Source organism: Desulfatitalea alkaliphila (genome assembly GCF_022968795.1).
Lineage (GTDB): Bacteria > Desulfobacterota > Desulfobacteria > Desulfobacterales > Desulfosarcinaceae > Desulfatitalea > Desulfatitalea alkaliphila.
The window spans coordinates 280,811-303,149 of sequence record NZ_JALJRB010000003.1; the positions used below are offsets into that span (position 1 = coordinate 280,811).

Consider the following 22,339-nt stretch of genomic DNA (forward strand, 5'->3'; position numbering starts at 1 on the left):
GCCGCCCCCTCCCGCGATGCAACGCATTGTGCTCTCGGCTTCACGCCGCACCGATATCCCGGCCTTCTACATGCCCTGGTTCATGGCGCAGATCGAACGCGGCATGTTTCAAGTGCCCCACCCTTACGGCGGCTCTACCGCTTCGGTACCGGCCACGGTCGAGCGGGTGCACACCATTGTGTTCTGGTCCAAAAACTTCGCCCTGTTTTTGGATGAAGGCCACGGCGACGCCTTGGCGCGCCGGGGTTACCATCTCTTTTTCAATTTCACCATCAATTCGCCCCACCCTTTGTTGGAACCTTCGGTGCCGCCCCTGGCACAACGCCTGGAACAGTTGGCGCGGTTGTGCGACACCTTCGGTCCGGACCATGTCCAGTGGCGCTTCGACCCCATCTGTTTTTTCCGAAAAGCGGACGGCAAGCGGCGCGACAACGGCGATGCCTTTGAAACCATCGCCCGCAGTGCCGCCGCGCTGGGCGTCCGCACCTGCATCACCAGTTTCGTGGATCTCTACCGCAAAGTTGAACGCCGCATGGCCAAAACCGCCCTATCCTTGTACGATCCGCCCTTGACCGTCAAACGGGATCGCATATTGGCCATGGCCGGCGTCCTGGAGCCGTTGTCCATGGCCCTTTGTTTGTGCTGCGAGAACGCGGTGCTGGCGGCCTTGCCCGAAGGCACGCCGGTTCGCCGGGCGGCGTGCATACCCAACGCCGACCTGGCCCGCCTGAACGGTGCGGACATCAGCCTGGCGCGCGATACCGGCCAACGGGTGAAGGCCGGTTGCGGTTGCGGCCGTGCCAGGGACATCGGCAGCTACGCCCAACACCCGTGCCGGCACAACTGCCTGTTTTGCTACGCCAACCCCGCCATGGACCGGGTGCGTCCGAAGGAGTGTCCGTCATGAGGATCGGCCCGATTCAACTGGCCAACCCAACGATCTTCGCCCCCCTGGCCGGCATCAGTGATCTGCCCATGCGGCTGCTGGCCAAGGCGGCCGGCTGCGCCCTGGTCTATTCCGAAATGGTCAGTGCCAACGGGCTGGTGCACGGCGGGGCCAAGACCTGGCAACTGTTGACCACTGTGCCCGCGGAACAGCCTATGAGCGTTCAACTGTTCGGCGGCGATCCGGCCATGGTGGCCGAAGCGGCGCGGCGGGTCGCCGCCGCCGGTGCCGAGATTGTGGACATCAATTGTGGCTGTGCCGTCAAAAAGATCCTCAAAAGCGGTTCCGGAGTGGCCTTGATGAGGGACCTGCCACGGGCCACGGCCATGCTAAAGGCGGTACGCAAAGCGATCAACGTGCCATTGACAATCAAAATGCGCACCGGCTGGGACCCCTCCGGCACGGATGCCCTGGCCTTGGCCCGCATTGCACAGGATTGCGGTGTGGATGCACTGGCGCTGCACCCGCGTACCGCACGCCAGGGATTCGGGGGGCGCGCCGACTGGACCTTGATCGAGCGGGTCAAGGCGGCCGTCGATATACCGGTCATCGGCAACGGCGACGTGCAAACGGCCGACGATGCGGTGCGGATGCTGTCCCGGACAGGATGCGACGCCGTGATGGTGGGCAGGGCGGCCATCGGCCACCCCTTCATTTTCAATCAGATCATCGAACGTTTGGCGGGACGCGAAATCGGCCCCGTTCCTGTTGCGGCCCGCTTCGATGCGATCCGGCGCTATGTGGATGCGGCCATGACCTATTCCGGCGAGCCCCGGGCCTGCCTGGTGTTACGCAGTCGATTGGCCTGGTTTGTCAAAGGCATGCCCCGGGCGAGTTGGTTTCGCCAAGCCATTCGGCACATCGCCTCCCGCGACGAGGTACAGCGCCACATCGACGATTATGAAGCGCTGGTGGCGGCGCAGCAGGCGTAGGAACACGGCATGCCGTGCCCTTGCAGCGACGTCGCGGATTTCAAAATTGCATGAACGCAGAGGTGGACCGCAAGACACCGTTTCCCGATGGGCACTACTTAAGGGGAACGGCGAAGTCCCCCACCTGAATGGCTGCATCATCGAGTAACCGCGCCCGCGTTTGCGCCTCGTCGACCGCCACCACCTCGACCGTCCCCAGTCGATAACCGGGGACAATGAAACGTGCCCCGTCGGCACCCGTCACGATGCGGCGCCCTTCGAAGACGGCCCAACGATCACCCGGCCGCACACCGACCGTCCGGCCGACGGCAAAGGTGACCATGCCGTCATCGATGCCGATGACAGCGGCCTTCCAATGGGTGTCGCGGATGGTGTCGATGGCCTCACGGGCAAGCCGGCGGCCGATCCCTCGAACGCTCTTTTCCATCGCCCCGAAGAGGCTTTGTGACCCGCTGCGAAAGGCTTCGTAGCTGTTTACATCGATCCGGATGGTCTCTTCCACCACCCGGCTGAGCACCTTCGCCGCCGTGAAGGTATCGATCACATCCAACGAAAAGGCCACGGTCATGTAGTAGCGCGGTTTGCGAAACCACCAGATGCCCTTCTGTTGCTCGAAAACCCGCGCGTCCATCACCTGGGACTGCATCAAGTGCTGGTAGCCGGCCAGTCGGGCGGTGGTGGCCAGATCGAAACGCTGGGGCGCCGCCAGCAGCTCCGGGCGGACCATCAGTGCGGTGAAATCGTCTTCCCGCGCCGTGAGCAATCGAATGCCTTTTCCCCGGGATTGAAAGGTGGCCATGATCTGATCGGCCAGCAGATCGCTCGTCTGGCGCAAGAAGGATCCCGGTGGCGCCGTCGGTGCGGCCATGGCCACTTGGCGCAGGGAACCGCCATCGCGCACCTTGACCTCACCCAGGCTGGGCCGTTCTTCCTCCAATACATATTGCGGCTTGGCACAGGCGACCAACAGCAGAACCGCCAGCCACACAATGCCCATCTGCGCGAATCGATGCATGCCCCGTTCACTCCGGTTGTTTGTCATTCGGAAACACCCGCATACTGGGCGACCACCTCGGTGGTGATCCCGCCCCGGGCGGTGAAGGTGCCTTGCACCTCCATCCATTGCGGCGCCAGCACCGCCGCCAGATCGTCGAGAATACGGTTGACCACATGCTCGTAAAAGATCCCCACATTGCGGTATTGCAACAGATAGTACTTGAGGGATTTGAGCTCGACGATGGTTCGGTCGGGTCGGTACCGGATGGTGATGGTGCCGTAATCGGGCAAACCGGTCATGGGGCAGACCGAAGTGAATTCCGGCTGCCGGATGGTGATATTGATCTCGCGGCGATCCTTGTAGGCATAATCGATGGGGCTCAACAATTCGCGTCGCACCCCATCGGACGTTTTGATGTCGTAGGGAACGGGGGGTCGGGATGCATCGGCCATGCGGCTACGGAACCTCCTGTGGGGCGTTGATGGGGCAAAAGGGAGCGTTTCACGACTCCTTGCCAGTGTATCAGGCGCCCTGGAACATAGAGAATTTAGGGCAGTGTGTCAATTGCGGATCCATCGCCACGGCGCCGGTACGCTGACGGAACGCGGTGCATTTATCGGTTCATCTCTGAAGGTTGTGCCTTTCAACCACCGGATGCGTTGATTGCCGCTTTGCAGGGCGCGTTGTTCGAATTCCGAAGTGGGCTGTATGCAGCGTTGTATGCTCCGTTGTTCGAAAACCCATGGCGGCTGTTTGGCGCGTTGAACGACCGCCGGCGGGTGGGCCGGGGAGGCCGGGTGCTGCGCGTTTTGGCGCCAAGGGGCCGTAATGGGGTGGGCTCCGGGCGGCCCGCACAACTCGCTGCGCTCAAACAGGTGCGGGCCGAACGCCCTGCGCCCCACCCCATAACGGCCCCTATGCGCCTGCACGCATTGCAGCACCCGGCCCCCCCGGCCCACCCGCCTCCGTGGGAGAACTGACGGGTGGCACTGGCAACTGGTTGCCAGTGCTGCGTAGCAACAAGAGCTCATGCGCCTCACTCCCGCCACCGGCAAGGCGGATTGCGTTCACGCCACATGCACAAACAATCCGGTTACCGCTGGTTCGGTTACCAGGGCACAAGACCGCCCTGGCAGTTCAGCTCTGCCGCCCGGTATCTGTTAAACAGGGCGATGGGTGTACGGTTGACGTCGATTTTGGGAAAAACCTCCTGGCCTTCGGCCACCGGCAACCAGTTGCCGGTGCCACCCCCGACGGGTGGGTGCGGATCGGGCCTTATCGGGCACGGCGTGCCGTGCCCCTATGGGTGGATGGGATCCTATTGGGCACGGCGTGCCGTGCCCCTACGGGTTGGTGGAAGGCACGATGCATGGTAGAACCCATCCGCTCGTTTACCTCCAACCCATAAAATCGATAGAATTCATTAACTTAAAACTTAACACTTAAAACTTAAAACTGGCCCGTCAGGGCCCTAAAACTGCCCACCAGGATGGCGGCTGTCGCTTGACAGCACCCATGGCAACTGATAACAATCCATAATCATTGCACATTCACCGGAGAAAAGACCATGGCCAAAGACAGCATGCAAGAACAGGTCCTGCGAGCCAGCAAGGAGATCGCCGTCAAGTTCATCGAGGTGGGCCGTTTGTGGCCCACCAATTTCGCCGAAACCTTTAAAAACATCTACACCGCCATCGACAGCACCGTAAGGGCTTCCGCCGAAAGCGACCGGGAGGAAAAGGGCGGCAAATAGCCCCTAGCGCCCCGCGGCGGCGGGCCAGATGTAATGAAAATCGGCGGTTGCGGTATCGGACAGGGGTGCCATGAAAGGCAGCAGGGACGACAGATCCCCCCCTTGATAGCGTATGGCGGGGTGGTAGAGGGTGTCGTCCTCGATTTTGGAGCGGCGATAGGCCACCACCCGCGCATCGGTGCTCAAGCCGGCCATCTGTTTGGCCTTGGCGACGGCATCGTCAAGATACCCGATCTCATCCACCAGCCCCAGCGCCTCGGCCTGATCCGCCAGATACACCCCGGCCCGGGCGACCTGCTCCATTTGGGCCGCTGTCAAGTGGCGATGGCGCGCCACCAGGTCCAAAAACCGTTGCGCCAGTTTATCGGTCAACTCCTGAAACAGGGCGGCATCGGTTTCCGTTTCCGGTCGGAAGGGCGATCCCATGTCCTTCTGATCCCCCGATTTGCTCACCGCCACCGACAAGCCGGTTTTTTCCATCAGCCCGCTGACCCCGGGACGCATGAAGATCACGCCGATGGAGCCGGTGATGGTGGTCGGGTGGGCCATGATGTGGTCGGCCGGCAGGGCGATGTAATAGCCGCCGGAGGCGGTCACGTTCATCATGGCCACGACGACCTTCACACCCGTGCGTTGCTTGTAGGCATCGATCTCGTGGTAGAGAATGTCGCTCGCGGTCACCGTGCCGCCCGGCGAGTTGATCTTGAGCAGCAGCGCCTTGATTTCCGGGTCCCTCTGGGCGTGACGCAGATAGGCGACCACCTGCTGCACCGTGCTGGGGCGACTGCGCATCAGGCGCTCTTGGGAGCGGTCGGAGAGGGTGCCGTCGATGGAGAGCAGCAGCACCTTGCCCTTGTCCGTTCCCTCCAACACGTACTCCTTCAGCGGTTCGTCCCGATCACCGAATAGGGTCACCCGCGGCAACGCGCATCCGCCGAGGAACATCACCGCAGCCACCAACAGGACGCCGAGCGTCCACCATCGTATGGGTTTCATATGTACAGCCCTTTCGTTTTGGTTACGTGACATGAGCGATGGGTCAAGCGCTGCTCAATGGGCCTCCGCCCAGTTGTGGCCCCAGGCCACGTTGACTTTGAGCGGCACTTTCAAGTCCCAAACATGCTCCATGATATCGGTAACCATCTCCCGCACCGATTGCAACTCTTCCGACGGTACCTCGAACACGATTTCATCGTGCACAGAAAGCAGCATGCGGCTTTTCAGCTGTTGTCGCGCCAGGGATTCGGCCACCCGGATCATGGCCACCTTGATCAGATCAGCGGCCGTGCCCTGAATGGGCGTGTTGATGGCGGTGCGCTCGGCGAACTGACGGATGGTCGGGTTGGCGCTGTTGATGTCGGGCAGCAGGCGCAGGCGCCCCAGCAGGGTTTCGATACGCTGGGTTTCTCTTGCCCGGGCCACCGTTTGCGCCATGTATGTTTTGACGCCGCTGTAACGCGCGAAGTATTGGTCGATGTAGGCCTGGGCCATTTTGCTGCTGATGCCCAACTCTTTTGAAAGACCGTAGGCGCTCATGCCGTATATGATGCCGAAGTTGATCACCTTGGCCTGGCGCCGCAAATCGGCCGAGACCTGGTCCAGGGCCACGTGAAACACCTCGCCGGCGGTGCGGGCGTGGATATCCTCGTTTTCGGTAAAGGACTGGATCAAGATGGGGTCATCGGCATAGTGTGCCAGAATGCGCAGCTCGATCTGGGAGTAGTCGGCCGCCAGCAAATAGTGGCCCGGCGCGGCCGTGAAGGCGGCGCGGATCATGCGCCCTTCCTCGGTGCGGATGGGAATGTTCTGCAAATTGGGATCGGAGCTGCTCAACCGCCCGGTGGCGGCCACGGTCTGGTTGAAAGAGGTGTGAATACGGCCGGTGGCGGGGTCCACCTGCTCCAGCAGGGCATCCACGTAGGTGGACTTGAGCTTGGCCACGGAGCGGTGGCGCAGCAACAGGGCCGGCAATTCATGCTGCTCGGCCAGCCGTGTCAACACCTCCACATCGGTGGAGTAACCGGTTTTTTTCTTGGTCTTTTTGAAGGTCGGCAGTTGCAGTTTTTCGAACAAAATGCGCCCCAGTTGCTGGGAAGACTGGATGTTGAAGCGCTCGCCGGCCAATGCATATATCTCATCTTCCAACAACTGCAACTGGTGGGTGAAAGATTTGGACAGCTCGCGCAGCTTTTCGCGATCCAGCCGCACGCCGGCCATTTCCATATCCATCAAAACAGGCACCAGGGGCATTTCCACCTGTTCGAGCAGGGGCATGAGCCCCAATGCTTCCAACCGGGGGCGCAAGACCTCATAGGCCCGCAGGGTGATATCGGCATCCTCGCAGGCATAGGGCACGGCCCGCTCCAGGGTGACCTGATCGAAAGTCACGGCCCCCTTGCCCTTGCCGGCCACCTCCGCGTAGGTGATGGTTTTGTGACCGAGGAAATCGAGGGCGATCTGGTCCAGGTTGTGGGCCCGCTTGGAAGGATCGAGCAAATAGGAGCCCAGCATGGTGTCGAAGCGCACGCCGGCCAGGGTGAACCCGTGACGTCGCAGCACCGTCCAGTCATACTTGATGTTTTGCCCCACCTTGCCGATGGTCTCGTCCGCCAGTAAGGGTTGCAGGTGCTTGCGGATCGTGTGCAGGGGCAGTTGGGCGGGTGCCCCCATATAGCGATGGCCGCAGGGGATGTACACGGCGTGGTGGGGTTCCGGCGCGATGGAGATCCCCACCAGGTCGGCGGCCATGGGGTCCTGGGAGGTGGTCTCGGTGTCGATGGCGAAACAGTCGCAACGGCCCAGCCGCTCCACCAACGATGCCAGGTCCGCCTCGGTCAAGATGCCCCGATAGTCGGTCTCGGCCTTGCTCCGGCTGTTTTGAAAGCTGTGTTGCAACTGGCGGAACTCCAACTCCTGAAAAAGCCCGCTCAAGCGGGTTTCATCGGGGGGCCGCGCTATCAATCGGTCCGGTTCCAAAGCGATCGGTGCGTGGGTGTCGATGGTCACCAGGCGCCGGCTTAAAAAGGCCTGCTCTTTGTGCTGCAACAATTTTTCCCGCTGTTTGGCCGACTTCAAATCGTCCAGCCCTTCATACAGCGCCTGCATGCTGCCGAAACGCTGAATCAGGGTGAGGGCCGTTTTGGGCCCGATGCCCGGCACTCCGGGGACATTGTCGCTGCTGTCGCCGGAAAGCCCCATCACATCCACCAGTTGTTCGGGTTGCAATTGGTGGGTGCGCAGGATGGTCGACTTGTCGATCACCTCGTCCTTCATGGGATCCCAGATGGTCACCTGGTCGCTGACCAGTTGCATGAAATCCTTGTCGCCGGTCACCATGACCACGGGCATCCCGGCCGCTGCGGCCAGGCGGACGCATGTGCCGATCAGGTCGTCGGCCTCGTAGCCTTCCAACTCGATGGTTTGGATATTGAACCCTTCGGTCACCTGCTTGATATAGGGCAGCTGCATGACCAACTCTTGCGGCATGGATGGACGGTTGGCCTTGTATGCGTCGTACATCGCATGGCGGAAGGTGGGCCCCTTGGCGTCGAAAAAGATCGCCACGTAACGCGGCGATCGCTCCTGCATCAATTTAATGAGCATGCGGGTATACCCGAAAACGGCATTGGTGGGCAGGCCCTTGCTGTTGGTGAGGCCCCGCACGGCATGAAAAGCACGATGGATGTAGGCGCTGCCGTCGATCAGGTACAGGGGGGATCGGTCCGGGTCGTTGTTGCTGGTCATTATGGACTCGCTTTGGTGTGTGCGGTAAGGTCCGGGCGGCGGCGGGTGTTGACACCCCACCGGGCTTGTTCTAAATTCGGTCGCTTGACCCGGTTCATCCATGGAAAAGCATATCATTACTAACATAGATGGCATTGAACGACAATAAAGAGACCATGTCCGATACCCGAGCAAACCGGCGCAAACGCCGTTGGCGTCGCCCCTCCATTCAACAGTGCCACTGCTGCGGTCAACAAAAGCCCTTCTGCTGGCGTTGCCGCTGCGGATTCGAAATCTGCCAAAGCTGCATGCAGGAGAATGTCTGGGGCATGTCCTGCAACCACATCACCTGGCAATGCCCCGACTGTGGACAGCTCAACGGTTTCGGGAATCAATAAGAGCGATCACCGAAAGAGCGATCACCGAAACCGCTGCGCATCCAATGCACCGAATTCCAAAAGGATCGGCCCAAGGCCCGTAAAAAACCTGGACGCTCGGACGACTTTGCCGTAGTATTAGGGAGTTGTCGACGAACCAGATGGTTCAATCGCCCCTCTGCACACATATCGCCGGACCTTTGGTCCGCACAGGACGGAAACGTGGCTTCCATTCGCACCATGAATTTCGACCATTTGATCGGTCGGACGGTCGGCACCTCGCGGTTGTTGAAAAAACTGGACAGCGGTTCCATGTCGGTGGTGTTCGTGGCATACCAAACCACGCTCAGACGGCAGATCGCGGTCAAGATTCTGCCCAAGGCCCTGATGACCCCCCGGGTGGCCGCCCTGTTTCAGCAGGAAGCGGAGGCTGCCGCCTTTCTGTCGCACCCGTGCATCATTCCGGTCTACGAAATCGGCGAAACCGACGAGTTTCTTTTCTTCACCATGCAGTTGATCAAAGGATACGCCCTGGCCCATTACATCCGCAAGGCGCGTCGCCACGTGATCCCCTCCAAGCGCATGCTGCCGGTGGAGACCACCATCAAAATCATCCTCAAGGTGCTCGACGCCCTGGATTACGCCAATGGGCTGGGCATCGTGCACCGGGACATCAAGCCGCGCAACGTCCTCATCGAGAGCCACTCCCAACGCCCGATCATCACCGATTTCGGGGTGGCCCGCTCCTACGGCGGTTCCGACAGCGACAACCGCATCCTGGTCGGCACCCCCACCTACATGGCCCCGGAACAGATCATCGGCGGCATGGTGGACGGAAGGGCCGATGTGTACGCCACGGGGGTCATGATGCTGGAAATGCTCTGCGGCGGTCTGCCCTACCCGCCCTACGATTCGGCGGTCAAGTTGCTGAAGATCAAGCTGCGTTTGCAAGACCGGTTGTTCAGCAAAAAGCCGTCCCAAATCAACCCGCGGGTGGATGACGATCTGGACGCCATCGTGCTCAAGGCGGTGGCCTATGACAAGGAACGACGGTACGCCACCTGCCGCCTGTTCGCCGATGCCCTGGAAACCTACCTGCGCCGGTCGGCCGCCAACGGTAACCAAGAAGAAAAGGCGATCTGATGGAAAAACGAGTGCTCAAAGACTTGTCGGCCCTGTTCGGTCGCGTCTTCTCCCTATTGCTCAACCGCAGCTTGATGTATCAACCCGGCCACCCCGTGATCAAGCAGTCGGTGACGGATGTGCACAAAGCAGCCGTGCGTCTTTTGGACGAAGTCTCACCACTGGTGTACATCCTCGACCGGGGCAATTTTTTCATCGACGAGGAACCCCTCGATCCGCGGATCAACGTCCATCGGGTGGCCGCCCTTTTCAAACGCTGCGGCCTGCAGTCGGTCTCCTTCGAAAAGGGCCTCACCGAAAGCGAATTGAACATCTTCGCGGAGCTTTTCTCTTCCCTGGCCTCCATCGCCAATGTGGAGGAGGTGAAGACCAGCCTCTATCAAAAGGGGGTGTTCAACATCAAGGTCAACCACGTGATCTTTCGCAAGGTGACCGAAGACGATCAGGTGGTGTCCCGCGAAGCACTGAAAAAAGTGACGCCCATGGTGGACGCCGATGACCAGGAAACCCGCAAACGGTTCATGGAGACCTTGCTGGAAAGCGTGCTGTCCGAAGAGTTCGCCAAAACCTTGAACATCACCAACCTGATGGCCAATCCGGGGGCCTTTTCCAAACGGCTGATCGAAGTCGACCTGGCGGCGGTCGCGCAGCAAAACCAGCAGGATCTCGGATGGGACCCGCCGGGATACGGCACCGAGGTCTCCCCCGATCTGGACGGCGCGACCGATGGCGCGCCGGAGATCGGCACGGCGCCCTCCGGACGCGGCCCTGCCGGCGGTACTACTGGTGCAAGCGGCGGTGGTGGCGGCGAAGGGGCGCTCGGAGATGGCGGCGACGGAACAGGCGGTGGCGGAGGGCCAGGCGGCGGCGAAGGAACATCCGCAGCAACCGGCATCGGCGCCGGCGGCGGCAGCGGAATGGCGGGGCAACCGGGCACGGGCGGCATCGCACCGGACGGGCCGTACGCCGGCGGGCACGGCACACCGGACGCTTCGGCGAGCGGCGAACCTGCCGCTGCAACGCCTTCAGGCCGGGGCGACGGCGGTGCGGGCGCGCAATCAGCGACCGGCAGCCCACTTCCCGAGCAAGACCCGGACGGCACCATGCCTTCCATTGCTGCAGCGGCCCGTGGCCGGGGAGCACCCGCCGCATCAGAATCGGCGGCACCCCCAAAAGGCCCCGCGGCCGGCGGCGCGACCGCGCGCACCGGCAATGACGCCCCCAAGTCGCGTACCGCTGCCGATGGGGCGGCCGAGACCGCGTCGGGCCCCGGACCGATGTTGCTGCATCAACTGCAGATGATGCAGCAAGAGGTGCAAAAGCATTTGCAGGGCGAGGGCGAAACCAACATCGCCGACCTGGCCCAGGCGATCTTCGAGATGAAAAAGCAGCTGCTGGAGGGCATTCAGGCCCAAAAGGCGCTGGGGATCGCCTATGCCAACGAAACCGCCATCACCCAAACCGCCAACCAACTGGCCGACCAGGTGATGATGGAGTTGGTCAAGGATGAGTACCAGGCCGGCAAGGTGACCACCCAGCGGCTGGCCCACCTGATTCGCCGCATCATCCCCGAAGCGGCGGAGCTCAAGCGCCTGCTGCCCCAGATCAAGCGCACGTTGCTGGCCGAGGGTATGCCCATGGCCGAATATTTGAACCTGATCGGCGAGTTGCGCAGCGAGCTGCAAAGTGAAGAACTCACGCGCATCCTGGAGGAGAGTTCCGACAGCATCGGGCTGGACGGCAAGGACCTGGTGGAGGAGATCAAACGCAATCCGGGTCAGGCCGCGGAACTGATCTATCTGGCATCGCAAATCCGCCAAGGCGGTGGCGACGAGGCGGCGCTCTCGGACATTCTGGTGGAATACGTGGAGCACTTGGGAAACCAAATGGCCAAGGATGCGCCGGAAGACGACCCGGACCGCGAGGGCCACCTCAAGCGGGTCATGGGCGACATCGAGTCCACCCTCCTGCAGAAGCTGAGCACGATGAATGTCAACGCCGACGCACTGACCCGCATGGAGCAACGGATCAACGAACGCATGGAATCGATCCTGGACAACATGCGCGTACAGTGGCTGCAGTCCCAATCGGGCCAATCCACTTCGGCCGAAGCCAAACCGCGCATGCTGACGGTTCTCCAGACCCTGGAGCATCATGTGGGAGAAGACGAAGAGCTGGCGGGCATCTTGAAAACCATTCGCGCCAAAGTGGCCGCCGGGGAAATTGAAGAAAACAATTTCAGCCAGATTAATGAGGAGATCTCCCGCCAGAAGCAGTTGCTGCGCGAACAGGCCGGAAAGACTTCCATGGCCGAAGGCATTCTCTCCTCCGACGAGGTGATGTTCATCATGGAGAAGGAGATCGCCCGCGCCAAACGCTACGGCGCCTGGTTTTCGGCGGTCTCCCTGGCCTTTGTGTCGGCCAAGCCCGCCATGAAGCTGCTGGACGGTGTGCTGACCAACGAAATGATCATGGAAGCCGCCCTCGAGCTGTTGAGCACCACCTTTCGCGAGGTGGACTACATCGGCCGCATCGGCAAAAACAGAATCATGGCCCTGCTGCCCACCATCGACCAGCCCCACGCCAAAAAGGCGCTGGATCGGGTGTTGCGCCTGCTGCATGCCAAACCGCTGGATGTCGACGGCATACCGGTAGAGCTGCGCGTGGCCGGTGTCGCGGCCGCCTTCGACGAAGACCAGACCCCTGACGCCCAACGTTTTGCCAAGCATATCAGCCGTCAATTGAACGACATGGTGGCCCGCCTGAAAAACATCCAGGTCCTCTTCTGATCCGGCCTTTGCGGCTATCCACAAAGCCCGAGCTGGGGATTGCCCTGGCCCCCCACACACATCTAACCGACAGAATTCATTAGCTTAAAATTTAACACTTAAAACTTAAAACTGCCCGCAGGGCACCGCGAGCCGTTTCAATCGCGTCAACGTCTCCCAGGAGAATCCCTGCCGGCTGCAGGGGGCGATGGCGTTGTTGGTCAGCAGGGGATCGGCGGCCAGGTCGTAGGGCGAAGCGGCCACGGCAGCCGGCCACAGGGAGGTGTGGGGAATGGGGGTGTAGTGGGCCGGAACCGGGACGACCCCCGCGGCCTTGACCACCGCCATGGCCTGTTCCACCGCGGCCTGCGTCTGGCCGGGCAGTCCCACCAGCAGATAAGCGCCGATATGGCCCGGCCGGAAACCGGCTCGTTTCAGGTGGGCCACCGCTTGCAGGAACTCCTGTTCCGTCACTTTCGCATCCAGGTCCGCGCGATCATGGAAGGCCGTCGTTTCCAATCCCAGGCGAATGGAATGGAAACCGGCCCGGAACATCAAGGCCGCCGTCTCGGCGTCGATGGCCCGGATGTGCAATGCGTTGGGCGTATGGAAGCGAAGGGAAAGGGCCGAGCGAACGATGGCTTCCAGCAACGGTAAGGCGTGGTGCGCGGCATCCACCAGCAGGGCATCGTCGTAAAAGGCGAAATCGACCACACCGTACTGCCGGTGCCACTGCTCTATCTGTGCGACCACCTTGCGGTAGGGTTGTCGTTGCATCCGCGGTTCGAGAAAGCCGGAGGCACAATAGGCGCAGCGAAACGGGCAGCCCCGTGTGGTCAGCAAAGGGATGTAGGTCACCCGGCGTTGCAGATCGAAGGCCGGCGGCGGTGCCGCCAGCCAATCGTCGGGGGCGTACCGGGGCGTGACATCCCAGCCGGTGTATTCCCGCACAAGCGTCCACAGCGTGCGGCCCGTATCGGTCACCACCGCATCGGCACCGCTGAAGGCCCGGGCATGGTCTGCGCACAAGCGGGCGTAGATGCCGCCGAGCACCAGGGGCACGCCGGGCAAGCAGCGGCGCAGCATGGCAATGGTTTCGAACACACCGGGATACCAATAGGTCATCATGGAGGTGACCAGAATCAGGTCGGGCGGCGGCTCCAAGGCGGCCAGGTCGGCCTGCAACCACTCGGGCCGAATGCCGTAACGGCTGTAGGTGCGCGGAATGTGGGCCAGCAACGCTGGTTTGGCAATGGGGGTCTTGAGATAGGGACCGCGGCCGTGCCGGGAGCGCGGATCGCCCCCCTTGGCGGCGGGATGCCGGCGGTCCAGGCAATCCACGAAGAAGACTCGCACCCCGTGATCCCGCAGCACGGCTCCCAGGCTCAGCAACCCGTAGGGCCTGGCCCAGAAGTCATAGGCGGCGAAATCGTGAATCCACGGATTGACCAACAACACGTGGGGGGCGTTGTTCACTGCGACCGAGCACCTTATTTGAAGTACTGCATGGAGGTCTTCTTCAGTTCCCGCCGGCTGAACAGAAGTTCGAAGTCGTGGACATCAGCCTTGGCGGCCATTTTTCGGGCGGTCTGACGACAGGCGGCCTCGTCTTTACCGTGTACCATGGTGTAGAGGTTGTAGGGCCATTGATCGGTGGGGTCCCGACGATAACAGTGAGAGACGGCCCGGAAGCCGGCCATGATGCGGCCCACTTCGTCGATGTGGGCCTCGTCCACGCGCCAGGCCACCATGGCGTTGGCCCGAAAGCCGGACTTCTGATGGCGCAAGGTGGCGCCGAAGCGTCGAATCACGCCGCGGCGCACCAGATCCCGCAAGACCGCCAGCAAACGCTCTTCGTCCACTCCGAGGCCTTGGGCGATCACTTCATAGGGCCTGGCCGTCACCGCCATGTCCCCTTGGATCGCCGCAATCACCTGTTTTTCGAAATCGCTCAATGAGATTGTCATGCCCTGCCCTTCCCTTTCCTCTGCCGCTGTCAATCGTTTTGCACCTTCTCGGGAAAAAGGGCCGCGATATCCGCCCGGTCGGGCTTGCACACCCCCCGTTCGGTAATGAAGGCGGTGACCAGCCGGGCCGGCGTCACGTCGAAGGCCGGATTGGCGGCCGGGCTGTCGGCCGGCGTGATCCGCACCCGTGCCGGTCCATCCCGTGTCGCTCCCTGCACCCAGTGTACTTCATCGGCATGGCGCGCCTCGATGGGGATATCCGCAAGCCCGTCCTGCAACTGCCAATCGAAGGTGGAAGACGGCAGGGCCACGTAAAAGGGCACGCCGTTGTCCCGGGCGGCCAGTGCCTTGAGGTAGGTCCCGATTTTGTTGGCCACATCTCCGGTAAAAGTGGTGCGGTCGGTGCCCACCACCACCAGATCCACCATGCCGCGCTGCATCAGATGACCACCGGCATTGTCGGTGATCACGGTATGGGGCACGCCGGCCCGACCCAGTTCCCAGGCGGTCAGGCGGGCCCCCTGATTGAGGGGGCGGGTTTCGTCGACCCAGACATGCACATCGATTCCCATCTCCCGGGCCACATAGACCGGCGCCGTGGCGGTACCCCACTCCACACAAGCGAGCCAGCCGGCGTTGCAGTGGGTCAGCAGGTGCACCGTTTGCCCTCCCTTGGCGCGGCTGATATCGGCGATGATCCGTGCGCCGTGCTCACCGATGCGTCGACAATTGTCCACCTCCTCCTCGGCGATCCGGCCTGCTTCCTGCAGCACGGCAGCCTGCCGGGCCGTGCCGGCCGGCGCGGCCATGGCGCAGGCCACCACCCGGTCCACCGCCCAGGCCAGATTGACCGCCGTGGGGCGGGCCGCCTTGATTTGCGCACAGGCCTCCAGAAAGGCCGCTTCGTCGTCGGTGGTCCGCAGGGCCACCAGCACGCCGTATGCACCGGTAACGCCGATCAACGGCGCACCGCGCACCACCATCTGCTGAATCGCTTCGATGACCTGTGCGACCGTGTCCAGGGACAACATTTCCAGCCGGTGGGGCAACTGCCGCTGGTCGATGACCTCGACGGTGCGACCATCCTGCGCAAGCCGGATGGGCCGCATCGGTTTGGTTTCCATGGGTGCCATGAAGAAGGAATCCTTTTATAATTTGTGTGCACCTACTCCGGAAAAAGCGGTACGCGTTTGAAGGCTGTCACATCCACCAGCCCGTGATCGGTGATTTTCAGCGCCGGTATCACCGGCAAGGCCATGAAACTGAGGGTCATGAAGGGATCGGGCAGTCGGGCGCCCAACCGGCGGGCGGCGGCCAGCAATTCCTCCAGACCGTAGCAGACATGGTCGATGGGTTGGTCGGACATCAGCCCGGCGATGGGCAACGCCAGGCGCGCCAGGCATCGTTCTTCGTCGACCACCACCAGGCCGCCACCCATGTCGGCCAAGACGCCCACGGCCGCAAGCATGGACTTGTCGTCGGCGCCGACCACCACGATGTTGTGGGCGTCGTGAGCCACGGTGGAGGCCAAGGCCCCCCGTTTGAGGCCGAAGCCGCTGATAAAACCGACCCCCGTGCGGCCGGTGCCCCGGTGGCGCTCGACCACGGCGATTTTCAACACATCGCGCCCGGTGTCGGCCACCACGCGGCCATCGCGGATCAGCGCCGCGGCTTCGGTGGCACCCGTCACAATCTGATCGGGCAGGGCCTCGATGACGCGGATGCGCTTGCCGTGGGCCGCCACACTGAAATCGAGCCGTTCCACCGCCACGCGCATGGGTGAGGGCGGCGCAGTCATGGTGCCGCCGGTTTCCGCATTGACCATGCGCCCCTCCTGGGCCGTCAAAACGCCGCCGCAATAGACCTGATGCACCTCCGGATCGTCCAGATCGTTCATAATCACAAGGTCGGCCCGCCGGCCCGGTCCCACGGCGCCGACGCTGCCGAGCCCGAAATACTCGGCCGGGTTGAGGGTGGCCATCCGGATGGCGATGACGGGGTCCAGGCCGGCGCGCACCGCCCGGCGCACCATGCTGTCGATGCCGCCCTGGCGGGTCAGGTCGTGGGCGTGGCGGTCGTCGGTGCACCACATCATGCGCCGCGCGTTGCCGGCGTCGATCACCGGCAGCAGGTCGTCCAGGTTGCGCGCCCCGGTGCCCTCGCGGATCATGATGTGCATGCCGGCCGCCAACTTTTCCCGCGCCTCATCGGCCGTGGTGCATTCGTGGTCGCTGGCGATGCCCGCAGCCAAATAGGCATGCAGCGCGTGGCCGCTCAGCCCCGGCGCGTGGCCGTCCAGCGGCTTGCCGAAGGCTTGCATGGCCTCGATCTTGGCCAGCACCTCGGGATCGGCATGGATCACCCCCGGAAAATTCATCATCTCGGCCAGGGCGACGACCCGTCGGTGGTCCATGAAAGGCTTGAGGGCCTCCACCCCCAAACGGGCACCGGCGGTCTCCATGGCCGTTGCCGGCACGCAGGAAGGCAGGGTGAACAGAAAGTTGAGGGGCTGGCTGGCGCTGGCCGCCAGCATGTAAGCAATCCCCTTGGCACCCAGCACATTGGCGATCTCGTGGGGATCGGCCACCACGGTGGTGGTGCCGTGGGGCAGCACGGCGCGGGCGAACTGGGTCGGCCCCACCATGGCGCTCTCGATATGCACATGGGCGTCGATGAAACCGGGCGCCACGAAACGCCCCTGCAGATCCACCTCGGTGCGGGCGACGTAGGGGCCGAACCCCACCACGAACCCATCGGCGACGGCGATATCCATGGGCGCCACCTTGCCGCTGAAGACATTGATCAACCGGGCATTGCGCAACAGCAAATCCACCGGCCGGTCCCCGCGGGCCGCTTCGAGCAGTTTCGGTAATGGCTTGTCCAGCGTGTGCATCGCTTCCTCCCAAAGAGCCGCCGGTCGCGCTTATGTCGGCGCCGACACCGCAATCTTGCGGGCGAACCGGTTCGCGCGATCCATCAGGTCGTCCAGGTCAATGGTCAGCAGCCGCTGATCGCGCACGATCCAACGGCCGTCCACCATGACATGGTTCACATCCGCGGCCCGTGCGGCGTACACGAGATGGGACGCCGGATGATAGAGGGGCGTCAAATGGGGCTGCGCCGTTTTCAGCACGATCAGGTCGGCTCGCTTGCCGGGGGTCAAAGAGCCGATCAGGTGGTCCAGTCCCAGGGCGCGGGCGCCCTGCACGGTGGCCATGCCCACCACCGTGGCGGCATCCATCACGGTGGGATCGCCCCGGTGCACCTTGTGCAGCTTGGCGGCGCTGTCCATCTCGCCCCACATGGAAAGGTCATTGTTGCTGGCGCAACCGTCGGTGCCCAAGGCCACGGTGACACCCGCCGCCAGGTAGTCGGGCACCGGCGCCACGCCGCCGGCCAGCTTCATGTTGCTTTGCGGGCAATGCACCACCCGGGCACCGGTGCGGGCGACAATGGCCACATCGGCCGCATCGGCCCACACCGCATGCACCAGAAGGGTGCGCCCGTCGAGCACTCCGAGCCCATCCAGATAGGCGATGGGGCTTTGCCCATGCCGCCCCATCCAATCCTCCCGCTCCTGCCGCGTCTCGGCCACGTGAATCTGAAACAGCAGGCCCAATTCGTCCGCGGCCGCCTTGCCGGCCTGCAAAGTTGCGGCGGAGCAGGTGTAAGGCGCGTGGCAGAATATGGCGGGCTGCACAAGGGGCGTTCCCGATTGCCAGCGGCCCACCACCTCCCGGGCCGCCGTTACGTTCAAAGTCGGATCGGGCACACCCGGTGCCGGGAAATCGATAACCCCCTGGCCGAGAATGGCCCGCATGCCGACACGGGCCACCGCTCCGGCGAAGTGATCCACCAGAAAATAGCCGTCACAGCAGGTGGTGACACCCCCCAACACCATTTCGGCGCAGGAGAGTTCAGCCCCCAGGGCCACCGATTTCGGCGTGATATGGGCCTGCTCGGCCGGCAGAATGCGTTCCTGCAGCCACTGGTGCAAGGCCAGGTCATCGGCCATTCCCCGGAACAGGGACATGGGCAGATGAGTGTGGGCATTGACCAGTCCCGGCATCACCAGTGCGCCGCCGGCATCGATGGTCTCCCTGGCCTGGGGCAGGGTTTCTCCGGCAGCGGGCATCCACACATTGACAATGCCGCCGTCGCGGATGGCCAGCGCCCCGCGCGGCAATACCGAGAAAGCGTCGTCGACGGTGACAATCACGCCGTTATGAATCAGGGTTTCGAGCATAAACAGGCAACATCAGGCATTCTGTTTGAAAGCGGCCACTTGTTCCAAGACCGCCTGCAGATCGATGGTCTGCAGCGTGCGGTTTTCCATGACCACTTGACCGTTGATCACACTGTGATGCACATCGCCGCCGTTGACCGCGTAAACCAAGTGGGAAACCGGGTCGTACATGGGGGTCAAATGGGGTTTTGCGGTGTCAATGACAATCAGATCGGCCGCCTTGCCCGGTTCAAGGGAGCCGATATGCCGTTCCAGACCCAGAGTCCGGGCGGCATCGCAGGTGGCCATGCGCAGCACGGTGGCGGCATCCATGACCGTCGGGTCCAGGCGGTGCACCTTGTGCAGCTTGGCGGCCGTGTCCATCTCGCTGAACAGGTCCAAATCGTTGTTGCTGGCACAGCCGTCGGTGCCCAGGCCCACGCAGATGCCCGCCCGCAGCAGGTCCGGCACGGGGGCCACGCCCGAAGCCAATTTCATATTGCTTTCGGGGTTGTGGGCCACCTTGACGTCGTGCCGCCGCAGCAGGTCGATGTCATCTTCTGTGAGCACCACGGCGTGACAGGCCACCACATTGGGACCCAAAACGCCCAGGGCGGCCAAGTGCCCCACCGGCGTGGCGTTGTACCGCCCCTGGATGGTTTCCACCTCCGCCCGGGTCTCGGATACATGAATCACCAGCGGAGCATCGTGGTCGGCGGCCAGTCGCGCGGCCCGCTGCAACAGATCCGGCGCGCACAGGTAGGGCGAGTGGGGCTCGACGGCCACGCGAATCAAAGGATCGTCTTTCCAACGCGCCAGCATCTCCGCCACATAGGCGAACCCCCGTTCGAGGGGGCCGTAGTTGGGTGAATCGAAATCGTAGAGCACCTCACCGACCACCGCGCGCATGCCGCAGGCACCGGCGGCTTCGGCCACGGCCGATTCAAACAGGTACATGTCGCAGAAACAGGTGGTGCCCGCAAGAATCATTTCGGCACAGGCCAGGCGCGTGCCGAGCCCCACCATCGCGCCGTCGAGCTTGGCTTCGGCCGGAAAGATGTGGTCATTGAGCCAGGTCATCAGGGGCAGATCGTCGGCCAACCCCCGGAACAGGGACATGGCGGCGTGGGTGTGGGTGTTGATCAACCCCGGCAGGATCAATCCGCCGCGGGCGTCGATTTCGCGGGCGGCGCGCCGGTCGGCCAGTTCGGCAACGGGGCCCAAGGCGGTGATGCGGCCGCCGTTCACCGCAACGTATCCGTCGGCAATACGCGTTCCCCGGTCATCCATGGTGATGACCGTGCCGTTGCGCACAATCAGGTCGGCTGGGCTCATGGGGCCCCCTGCACATCTTCGGCCCCGCTCGCAAGGGCACCATCGGCAAGGCGCGTCAAAACCGCGCCGATCAGGCGGCCCAGAACCGGCGCCGTGGCGCGTGCCGCGTCGATGATGCTGTCCACATCGGAGGGTGCCGGCTGATCGGGGGTGCACATATTGGTGATGGCGGAGAGGCCCATCACCTGCATGCCGCCGTGCACTGCGGCGATGACCTCGGTCACTGTGGACAACCCCACCGCATCGGCGCCGATGGCCCGCAAAAAGCGCATTTCGGCCGGGGTTTCCAAGGAGGGTCCCTTGAGACCGACGTAAACGCCCTGTTGCAGGGCGATATCGGCCGCACGCGCCTCGGCCATGGCCATGGTCCGCAAATCCGGGGCATAGGCGGCGGTCATGTCGGGAAAACGTGGTCCCCAAAGATCTTCGTTCGCCCCCACCAGGGGATTGGCGCCGGTCAAATTGATGTGGTCCCGAATGAGCATGATGTCGCCGGTGGCATAATAAGGATTGAGTCCTCCGGACGCATTGGTGACGATCAAGGTCGACACCCCCAGGGCCTGCAGCACGCGCACGGGGAAGGCGACCGCCTTGGGTGTGTGCCCTTCGTAGATGTGAAAGCGGCCCTGGAGCACGGCCACCGGCAGACCGTTCAGATTACCGGCGACCCAGCGCCCGGCATGGGATTGAACGGTGGCGGCGGGGAAATGGGGAATCTGCCGATAGTCGATCTGCGCCTGCACCTCCAATTGGTCGATCATATCCCCCAAACCGGTACCCGCGAGGATGGCCACCCGAGGCGCGCTACCGATTTGCTTTGCGATGAAGTCGGCGGCGGCCAGGGCCTGCTGCCGGTTGTGGTCCGCATGGTTGTCGGTCATAGTGCAACACTTTCCGTTGATCGTTTGAGCGGTGAACGCAAGCGGCGCGCCACCTGCCGCAAGATCTCCGCCGTAGCAGGCAGCGGCGCCGCGGGCCGCCACTTAAGTGTCAAGGGTTATAATCCAGCCGGCGGACAGCGTCAAGACGACGATCCGACGGATGCAAGCGCACCATTTCACCTTTCGAATGGATACGATGTCAATTGACATTTTCACCCTATTATGACAAGTTCCCTCCTTGGCAAATTGCGCCCCCGCGGCGGCGCAGCGAATACTTTCACGACGCGAACGGTAATGGCGCCCGACACCTCGGGTCAAGACCGCAAGGAGCACCCGTATGAGCACCTTTGAACACCCGGAGCACCCCGATATCGACGAGGCCATGTGGTCGCGCATCAACCAGGTGATCGATACCAACCGATCCGTTTCAGGCGCCATCATCACCGTGTTGCGCGAGTGCCAGGACGTGGTGGGCTACCTGCCCGTGCCGTTGCTCGACTACATCGGCCGGGGGATGAACCTGCCCCGCAGCGAAGTCTACGGCGTCGCCTCTTTCTACGCCCTGTTTTCCATGACCCCCAAAGGGCGCCACACCATCAAATTGTGCCTGGGCACGGCCTGCTATGTGAAAGGCATCAAGGAGGTCATGAGCCGCATTGAAAACAAGTACCATGTCAAAGACGGCGGCACGACCGAGGACCGGCGCTTTTCCGTGCAAGGCGTACGCTGTCTCGGTGCCTGCGGCTTGGCACCGGTGGTGGTGATCGGCCAGGACACCCACGGGGATGTAACCTCCGATAAAATCATCGATATTGTCGAGAGATATGAATAGGCCGGCGCCCCGCTTCCTACCACGGCGCGACAACCGAACAACCTCATAAATGGCAGCCCCTTTGGCAGTACAACGAACCCGATATCGGGCTTGCCGGACACAACCATGAAAATCGAAGAACTCAAAACCATTCTCAAAGCGACGGTCGTGGTGGGCGAAGACCAGCTCGACACCGTGATCACCGGAGGTGGCGCGGCGGAACTGATGGAGGACGTGTTGTCCGCGGCCGCCAAGGGGTGCGCCTTGCTCACCGGCGCAACCACGGCCCGCGTCATGCAAACGGCCCGCGTGATGCAAGTGGGGGCCGTGGTGATCGTGCGTGGTAAACAGCCGACCGAAGAGGTGATCAAGCTGGCCCGCGATTTCAACATCGCTTTGCTGTCAACGGAATATTCCCTGTTCGTGGCCTGCGGCCGCCTCTACATGAACGGCATGAGGGGATTGGACGGGTCCTGGTAAT

Annotated in this window: 19 protein-coding genes; 8 read left to right on the top strand and 11 right to left on the bottom strand. The window is 62.7% G+C overall.

What is annotated here, in order from left to right; translation table 11 throughout:
- Positions 1-16 precede the first annotated feature (16 nt).
- Together MRX98_RS04840 and dusB are read left to right on the top strand one after the other, a co-directional pair.
- Positions 17-907, top strand: coding sequence for a DUF1848 family protein (locus tag MRX98_RS04840; RefSeq protein ID WP_246903501.1), 891 nt, complete (start codon positions 17-19; stop codon positions 905-907).
- The gene (dusB, locus tag MRX98_RS04845) at positions 904-1,878 is read left to right on the top strand and encodes a tRNA dihydrouridine synthase DusB (RefSeq protein ID WP_246903504.1); all 975 of its coding nucleotides are present in this window, start codon (positions 904-906) and stop codon (positions 1,876-1,878) included. Before MRX98_RS04840 ends, dusB begins: the two co-directional genes overlap by 4 nt.
- Before the next feature lie 94 nt (positions 1,879-1,972).
- Here the strand turns inward: dusB and MRX98_RS04850 are convergent, their stop codons facing one another.
- Positions 1,973-2,893, bottom strand: a complete 921-nt coding sequence (locus MRX98_RS04850) for a hypothetical protein (protein WP_246903507.1) — start codon at positions 2,891-2,893, stop codon at positions 1,973-1,975.
- 23 nt (positions 2,894-2,916) lie between these two features.
- On the bottom strand, positions 2,917-3,327 hold the full coding sequence (queF, locus tag MRX98_RS04855; protein ID WP_246903510.1) for a preQ(1) synthase: 411 nt from the start codon (positions 3,325-3,327) through the stop codon (positions 2,917-2,919).
- Between the two features lie 1,115 nt (positions 3,328-4,442).
- Between queF and MRX98_RS04860 the strand changes: the two genes are divergently transcribed.
- Complete coding sequence (locus MRX98_RS04860; RefSeq protein WP_246903512.1) at positions 4,443-4,628, top strand: conjugal transfer protein TraB; 186 nt, start codon at positions 4,443-4,445, stop codon at positions 4,626-4,628.
- Between the two features lie 3 nt (positions 4,629-4,631).
- On the opposite strand, the gene sppA is transcribed toward MRX98_RS04860, so the two are convergent.
- Together sppA and polA are read right to left on the bottom strand one after the other, a co-directional pair.
- On the bottom strand, positions 4,632-5,624 hold the full coding sequence (gene sppA / locus MRX98_RS04865) for a signal peptide peptidase SppA (protein ID WP_246903514.1): 993 nt from the start codon (positions 5,622-5,624) through the stop codon (positions 4,632-4,634).
- A gap of 54 nt (positions 5,625-5,678) precedes the next feature.
- Complete coding sequence (polA, locus tag MRX98_RS04870; protein WP_246903515.1) at positions 5,679-8,372, bottom strand: DNA polymerase I; 2,694 nt, start codon at positions 8,370-8,372, stop codon at positions 5,679-5,681.
- A gap of 155 nt (positions 8,373-8,527) precedes the next feature.
- Here polA and MRX98_RS04875 point away from each other — a divergent pair, with 155 nt between their 5' ends.
- From MRX98_RS04875 to MRX98_RS04885, 3 genes are all read left to right on the top strand, one after another.
- A complete protein-coding gene (locus tag MRX98_RS04875) occupies positions 8,528-8,749 on the top strand; it encodes a hypothetical protein (protein ID WP_246903517.1) in 222 nt (73 codons plus the stop codon).
- Positions 8,750-8,950: 201 nt separating this feature from the next.
- Positions 8,951-9,871 carry a serine/threonine protein kinase gene (locus tag MRX98_RS04880; protein ID WP_246903519.1) on the top strand — a complete coding sequence of 307 codons (921 nt, stop codon included), beginning with the start codon at positions 8,951-8,953 and terminating at the stop codon, positions 9,869-9,871.
- A complete protein-coding gene (locus MRX98_RS04885; protein ID WP_246903521.1) occupies positions 9,871-12,660 on the top strand; it encodes a GGDEF domain-containing protein in 2,790 nt (929 codons plus the stop codon). The genes MRX98_RS04880 and MRX98_RS04885 overlap by 1 nt, the downstream gene beginning before the upstream one ends.
- A gap of 105 nt (positions 12,661-12,765) precedes the next feature.
- On the opposite strand, the gene MRX98_RS04890 is transcribed toward MRX98_RS04885, so the two are convergent.
- Genes MRX98_RS04890 through MRX98_RS04920 form a run of 7 tightly spaced genes read right to left on the bottom strand, consistent with a single transcriptional unit; the run spans position 12,766 to position 21,047 of the window.
- Positions 12,766-14,115: a B12-binding domain-containing radical SAM protein gene (locus MRX98_RS04890; protein WP_246903523.1), complete on the bottom strand. Its 1,350-nt coding sequence runs from the start codon at positions 14,113-14,115 to the stop codon at positions 12,766-12,768.
- A gap of 14 nt (positions 14,116-14,129) precedes the next feature.
- Positions 14,130-14,606 (bottom strand): siroheme decarboxylase subunit beta, encoded by a 477-nt coding sequence (ahbB, locus tag MRX98_RS04895; RefSeq protein WP_246903524.1) that lies wholly within the window; start codon positions 14,604-14,606, stop codon positions 14,130-14,132.
- 29 nt (positions 14,607-14,635) lie between these two features.
- On the bottom strand, positions 14,636-15,739 hold the full coding sequence (mtnA, locus tag MRX98_RS04900; protein WP_425523866.1) for an S-methyl-5-thioribose-1-phosphate isomerase: 1,104 nt from the start codon (positions 15,737-15,739) through the stop codon (positions 14,636-14,638).
- Positions 15,740-15,771: 32 nt separating this feature from the next.
- On the bottom strand, positions 15,772-17,499 hold the full coding sequence (gene ade, locus MRX98_RS04905; protein ID WP_246903526.1) for an adenine deaminase: 1,728 nt from the start codon (positions 17,497-17,499) through the stop codon (positions 15,772-15,774).
- Positions 17,500-17,529: 30 nt separating this feature from the next.
- Positions 17,530-18,852, bottom strand: coding sequence for an amidohydrolase family protein (locus MRX98_RS04910; RefSeq protein WP_246903528.1), 1,323 nt, complete (start codon positions 18,850-18,852; stop codon positions 17,530-17,532).
- A 12-nt stretch (positions 18,853-18,864) separates the two neighbouring features.
- Complete coding sequence (locus MRX98_RS04915; RefSeq protein ID WP_246903530.1) at positions 18,865-20,166, bottom strand: amidohydrolase; 1,302 nt, start codon at positions 20,164-20,166, stop codon at positions 18,865-18,867.
- Positions 20,163-21,047, bottom strand: a complete 885-nt coding sequence (locus tag MRX98_RS04920) for a purine-nucleoside phosphorylase (RefSeq protein WP_246903533.1) — start codon at positions 21,045-21,047, stop codon at positions 20,163-20,165. Before MRX98_RS04920 ends, MRX98_RS04915 begins: the two co-directional genes overlap by 4 nt.
- Positions 21,048-21,384: 337 nt before the next feature.
- Here MRX98_RS04920 and MRX98_RS04925 point away from each other — a divergent pair, with 337 nt between their 5' ends.
- Together MRX98_RS04925 and MRX98_RS04930 are read left to right on the top strand one after the other, a co-directional pair.
- Positions 21,385-21,879 carry an NADH-quinone oxidoreductase subunit NuoE family protein gene (locus MRX98_RS04925; protein ID WP_246903535.1) on the top strand — a complete coding sequence of 165 codons (495 nt, stop codon included), beginning with the start codon at positions 21,385-21,387 and terminating at the stop codon, positions 21,877-21,879.
- Positions 21,880-21,984: 105 nt separating this feature from the next.
- Positions 21,985-22,338 carry a DRTGG domain-containing protein gene (locus MRX98_RS04930; protein WP_246903538.1) on the top strand — a complete coding sequence of 118 codons (354 nt, stop codon included), beginning with the start codon at positions 21,985-21,987 and terminating at the stop codon, positions 22,336-22,338.
- The last annotated feature ends 1 nt before the right edge of the window (position 22,339 follow it).